The following is a 6,173-nucleotide window of genomic DNA, read 5'->3' as shown; positions in this document are numbered from 1 at the left end:
ACCGGATACGGCTACTCCCTCTGGGAGTTCCAGGTCTACGGCACCAGCGGCACCACAGGACCCACCGCCTGCGGCACCGACAACGCGGCGCAAGGGAGGACCGCGACCGCGTCGTCCACCGAGAACGCCGGCACCCCCGCCTCCGCGGCCGTCGACGGCAACACCGGCACCCGCTGGTCCAGCGCGGCGGCCGACCCGCAGTGGCTCCAGGTCGACCTCGGCGCGACGGCCACCGTCTGCCAGGTCGTGCTCAACTGGGAGTCGGCGTACGGCACCGCCTTCAAGATCCAGGTCTCGGACAACGCGCAGGCGTGGACCGACGCCTACTCGACCACCGCCGGCACCGGCGGCAACCAGACGCTCACCGTCAACGGCACCGGCCGCTACATCCGGCTGTACGGCACCGCTCGCGCCACCGGATACGGCTACTCCCTCTGGGAGTTCCAGGTCCACACCAGTGGCGGCGGCACTCCCCCCACCACGCCGACCGACCCGGGCAACCCCGGCGGCGGTGACTTCTCCGGCTCGGTGATCTCCGCCTACAAGCAGGTGTCGGCGTCCTCCTACGAAGGGGGCAACGCCCCGGCCGCCGCCCTCGACGGCCGGGCCAACACCCGCTGGTCCAGCCTGTCAACCGACGCCCAGTGGCTCCAGGTCGACCTCGGCGGCACCGGCACCATCAGCGGCATCGTGCTCAACTGGGAGTCGGCGTACGCCACCGGCTACCACCTCGAGGTGTCCGACAACGGCACCACCTGGACGTCGCTGTACACCACCGCGGCGGGCAAGGGCGGCATCGAGAAGCTGCCGCTGACCGGCAAGGGCCGCTACGTGCGCTTCACCGGCACCGCCCGCGCCACCGGATACGGCTACTCCCTGTGGGAGTTCCAGGTCTACGGCACGCTCGACACGTCCACCGCGACCCCGCCGCTGCTCTCCGACCCGACCAAGGCCCCGGCCACGACCGGCCAGTTCCAGCTGGCCGCGCCCGCGGACAAGGCCATGGTCACCACCACCCGCCGCCCGGTCCTGAGCTGGAACGCGGTCAGCGGCTCCGCCCACTACGAGGTGTGGCTCAACCTCAGCCGCACCGACTACGACTTCACCGCGTCCGGCAACCTGCTGGACCTCTACACCAAGGTGGCCGAGCCCACCGGCACCAGCTACACGCCGAGTTGGGACATCACCGACCGGTGGACGTACAAGTGGTTCGTGGTCGCGGTGCCCGGTTCCGGCGCCAAGACGACGTCCAACATCCGTACGTTCAGCGTCTACCTGCCCGACGTCGAGCAGGTCGCGGACGGTGTCAACGTCATCAACGGCGCCCGCGACCTCAACAAGGACGGCACGATCGAGCCGTACGAGGACTGGCGCCAGCCGGTCGACACCCGGGTCAGCGACCTTCTCAGCCGGATGACGCTGGAGGAGAAGGCCTATCAGATGTTCTACAACGTCCAGACCTATCCGATGTCCGGCTGGCACTTCGGCCCCGCGCAGCCCGCGGACCTGAACCAGGTGCTGCTGTCCACGGCCGCCACCCGGCTGGGCATCCCGCCGGTCTCGGCGGGCGACACCACGGCCGGCTACCAGACGACGTATCCGCTGCAGAGCACGCTGGCGGCGGGCAAGGACTACCCGCTCGACTACAAGCTCGGCGACATGCAGCGCAAGGAGGAGCTGGAGGTCGGTGCGCGCGGCACCCTCTCCCCGCTCGCCGAGGTCGGCACCAAGGTGCTCTACCCGCGCATCCAGGAAGGCGGCGGTGAGAACGCCGACGTCGCCGCGGCCCAGCTGCGGGCACTGGTAGCGGGCCTCCAGGGCGGTCCCGAGCTGAACCCGGGCTCGGTGCTGGCGACGGTCAAGCACTGGCCGGGCGAGGGCGCGGGCGGCGAGGCCGGCATCGTCTACGACGCGGTCAGCATCAAGTACCACATGATCCCGTTCCGGGCGGCGATGGAGGCCGGCGCGGTCAACATCATGCCGGGCTACGCGGGCAGTTCGTACCTCGACCCGGGCGGTCCCGGTGCGGGCGACAGCGCGAAGATCCTCACCTACCTGCGGCAGAACCTGGGCTATACCGGTCTGATCACCACGGACTGGCTGCCGTCCACCGCGTGGATCAACGCGGCGAACGCGGGCTCCGACGTGATGGGCGGCGCCGACCCGGGCGCCGCGGACTTCACCATGGCGAGCTTCCAGCAGCAGGTGCCGCTGGCCAGGATCAACGACGCGGTGACGCGGATTCTCAAGCTCAAGTTCGAGCTGGGCATCTTCGACCACCCCTACGGCGACCCGGTGAACGGCCCCTACCGCTTCCACCAGCCCAGCTACACGGCGCTGGCCAACCAGGCGGCGCGCGAGTCGGACACGGTACTCAAGAACAACGGGGTGCTGCCGGTCAAGCTGAAGGCGGGCGACAACATCGTGGTCGCCGGTCCCCGGGCCACCGACGGGGCCGCCTGCTGCATCTGGTCGAGCTACTTCCACCCGGACTACGGTTCGCTGGACATGCTCGACGCGATCAAGGCCAGAGCCGCGACGGCCGGGGTCAACGTCTACCAGGACACCGGTCCCGCGCCGAAGCTGGCGATCGTGAACGTCGGCGAGCCGTCGTACACGCACGCCACCAACTGGCCCGACACCCAGCCGTACCTGCCGGCGGACCAGCTCGCCCTGATCCAGAACTTCAAGAACCAGGGCATCCCGGTGGTGGTCGTGCTGACACTGCCGCGGCCGATCGTGATGAGCGACTGGAACAACCTGGCCGACGCCATCGTGGTGACCTACCGCGGCGGCGAGGAGGTCGGCCCGGCGACGGCCAGCCTGCTGTTCGGGGACTTCACCCCGCGCGGCAAGCTGCCCTGGCAGATGCCCAGAAGCCTCGACCAGGTGCTCAAGCCGGGCGGCGGTGACAACCAGGCCGACGCGAACGAGGCCTGGGACCTGCCGTACGACCTCGGTGCGACCGCCGCCGAGCGGGCGGACATCCGGGCGAAGATCGACGCGGGACAGACGGTGCCGACCACGTACGGCAACCCGCTGTACGCCTACGGAGCGGGGCTGACCAGCTGGGCCACCGGCTGACCTGCCCGCGGAACGCCGGCCGCGCTCCCGGGCTTGTCCCGGCACGGGAGCGCGGCCGGTTCAGGCCGCCGGGGTTGGCTTGTGCGATCGCACAAGCCAACCCCGGCGGCCTGAACCGGCCGCGCTCCCGTGCCGGGACAAGCCCGGGAGCGCGGCCGGCGTTCCGCGGGCAGGTCAGCCGGTGGCCCAGCTGGTCAGCCCCGCTCCGTAGGCGTACAGCGGGTTGCCGTACGTGGTCGGCACCGTCTGTCCCGCGTCGATCTTCGCCCGGATGTCCGCCCGCTCGGCGGCGGTCGCACCGAGGTCGTACGGCAGGTCCCAGGCCTCGTTCGCGTCGGCCTGGTTGTCACCGCCGCCCGGCTTGAGCACCTGGTCGAGGCTTCTGGGCATCTGCCAGGGCAGCTTGCCGCGCGGGGTGAAGTCCCCGAACAGCAGGCTGGCCGTCGCCGGGCCGACCTCCTCGCCGCCGCGGTAGGTCACCACGATGGCGTCGGCCAGGTTGTTCCAGTCGCTCATCACGATCGGCCGCGGCAGTGTCAGCACGACCACCACCGGGATGCCCTGGTTCTTGAAGTTCTGGATCAGGGCGAGCTGGTCCGCCGGCAGGTACGGCTGGGTGTCGGGCCAGTTGGTGGCGTGCGTGTACGACGGCTCGCCGACGTTCACGATCGCCAGCTTCGGCGCGGGACCGGTGTCCTGGTAGACGTTGACCCCGGCCGTCGCGGCTCTGGCCTTGATCGCGTCGAGCATGTCCAGCGAACCGTAGTCCGGGTGGAAGTAGCTCGACCAGATGCAGCAGGCGGCCCCGTCGGTGGCCCGGGGACCGGCGACCACGATGTTGTCGCCCGCCTTCAGCTTGACCGGCAGCACCCCGTTGTTCTTGAGTACCGTGTCCGACTCGCGCGCCGCCTGGTTGGCCAGCGCCGTGTAGCTGGGCTGGTGGAAGCGGTAGGGGCCGTTCACCGGGTCGCCGTAGGGGTGGTCGAAGATGCCCAGCTCGAACTTGAGCTTGAGAATCCGCGTCACCGCGTCGTTGATCCTGGCCAGCGGCACCTGCTGCTGGAAGCTCGCCATGGTGAAGTCCGCGGCGCCCGGGTCGGCGCCGCCCATCACGTCGGAGCCCGCGTTCGCCGCGTTGATCCACGCGGTGGACGGCAGCCAGTCCGTGGTGATCAGACCGGTATAGCCCAGGTTCTGCCGCAGGTAGGTGAGGATCTTCGCGCTGTCGCCCGCACCGGGACCGCCCGGGTCGAGGTACGAACTGCCCGCGTAGCCCGGCATGATGTTGACCGCGCCGGCCTCCATCGCCGCCCGGAACGGGATCATGTGGTACTTGATGCTGACCGCGTCGTAGACGATGCCGGCCTCGCCGCCCGCGCCCTCGCCCGGCCAGTGCTTGACCGTCGCCAGCACCGAGCCCGGGTTCAGCTCGGGACCGCCCTGGAGGCCCGCTACCAGTGCCCGCAGCTGGGCCGCGGCGACGTCGGCGTTCTCACCGCCGCCTTCCTGGATGCGCGGGTAGAGCACCTTGGTGCCGACCTCGGCGAGCGGGGAGAGGGTGCCGCGCGCACCGACCTCCAGCTCCTCCTTGCGCTGCATGTCGCCGAGCTTGTAGTCGAGCGGGTAGTCCTTGCCCGCCGCCAGCGTGCTCTGCAGCGGATACGTCGTCTGGTAGCCGGCCGTGGTGTCGCCCGCCGAGACCGGCGGGATGCCCAGCCGGGTGGCGGCCGTGGACAGCAGCACCTGGTTCAGGTCCGCGGGCTGCGCGGGGCCGAAGTGCCAGCCGGACATCGGATAGGTCTGGACGTTGTAGAACATCTGATAGGCCTTCTCCTCCAGCGTCATCCGGCTGAGAAGGTCGCTGACCCGGGTGTCGACCGGCTGGCGCCAGTCCTCGTACGGCTCGATCGTGCCGTCCTTGTTGAGGTCGCGGGCGCCGTTGATGACGTTGACACCGTCCGCGACCTGCTCGACGTCGGGCAGGTAGACGCTGAACGTACGGATGTTGGACGTCGTCTTGGCGCCGGAACCGGGCACCGCGACCACGAACCACTTGTACGTCCACCGGTCGGTGATGTCCCAACTCGGCGTGTAGCTGGTGCCGGTGGGCTCGGCCACCTTGGTGTAGAGGTCCAGCAGGTTGCCGGACGCGGTGAAGTCGTAGTCGGTGCGGCTGAGGTTGAGCCACACCTCGTAGTGGGCGGAGCCGCTGACCGCGTTCCAGCTCAGGACCGGGCGGCGGGTGGTGGTGACCATGGCCTTGTCCGCGGGCGCGGCCAGCTGGAACTGGCCGGTCGTGGCCGGGGCCTTGGTCGGGTCGGAGAGCAGCGGCGGGGTCGCGGTGGACGTGTCGAGCGTGCCGTAGACCTGGAACTCCCACAGGGAGTAGCCGTATCCGGTGGCGCGGGCGGTGCCGGTGAAGCGCACGTAGCGGCCCTTGCCGGTCAGCGGCAGCTTCTCGATGCCGCCCTTGCCCGCCGCGGTGGTGTACAGCGACGTCCAGGTGGTGCCGTTGTCGGACACCTCGAGGTGGTAGCCGGTGGCGTACGCCGACTCCCAGTTGAGCACGATGCCGCTGATGGTGCCGGTGCCGCCGAGGTCGACCTGGAGCCACTGGGCGTCGGTTGACAGGCTGGACCAGCGGGTGTTGGCCCGGCCGTCGAGGGCGGCGGCCGGGGCGTTGCCCCCTTCGTAGGAGGACGCCGACACCTGCTTGTAGGCGGAGATCACCGAGCCGGAGAAGTCACCGCCGCCGGGGTTGCCCGGGTCGGTCGGCGTGGTGGGGGGAGTGCCGCCGCCACTGGTGTGGACCTGGAACTCCCAGAGGGAGTAGCCGTATCCGGTGGCGCGAGCGGTGCCGTACAGCCGGATGTAGCGGCCGGTGCCGTTGACGGTGAGCGTCTGGTTGCCGCCGGTGCCGGCGGTGGTCGAGTAGGCGTCGGTCCACGCCTGCGCGTTGTCCGAGACCTGGATCTTGAAGGCGGTGCCGTACGCCGACTCCCAGTTGAGCACGACCTGGCAGACGGTGGCCGTCGCGCCGAGGTCGACCTGGAGCCACTGCGGGTCGGCCGCCGCGCTGGACCAGCGGG

2 protein-coding genes are annotated in these 6,173 nt (G+C 70.2%); one reads left to right on the top strand and one right to left on the bottom strand.

From position 1 onward, the window contains the following. The coding region (locus V7E46_RS31805; protein ID WP_333771655.1) for a discoidin domain-containing protein at positions 1–3,084 on the top strand (3,084 nt) is incomplete at its 5' end. 174 nt (positions 3,085–3,258) lie between these two features. Here V7E46_RS31805 and V7E46_RS31800 read toward each other — a convergent pair. Then, positions 3,259–6,173, bottom strand: a 2,915-nt coding sequence (locus tag V7E46_RS31800; protein WP_333771654.1) for a discoidin domain-containing protein, incomplete at its 5' end; no start/stop codon positions are given.

Origin of the sequence: Streptomyces sp. IBSBF 2435 (genome assembly GCF_036815005.1) — a bacterium.
Taxonomy (GTDB): Bacteria; Actinomycetota; Actinomycetes; order Streptomycetales; family Streptomycetaceae; genus Actinacidiphila.
This window is presented reverse-complemented; position numbering and strand designations above follow the sequence as displayed.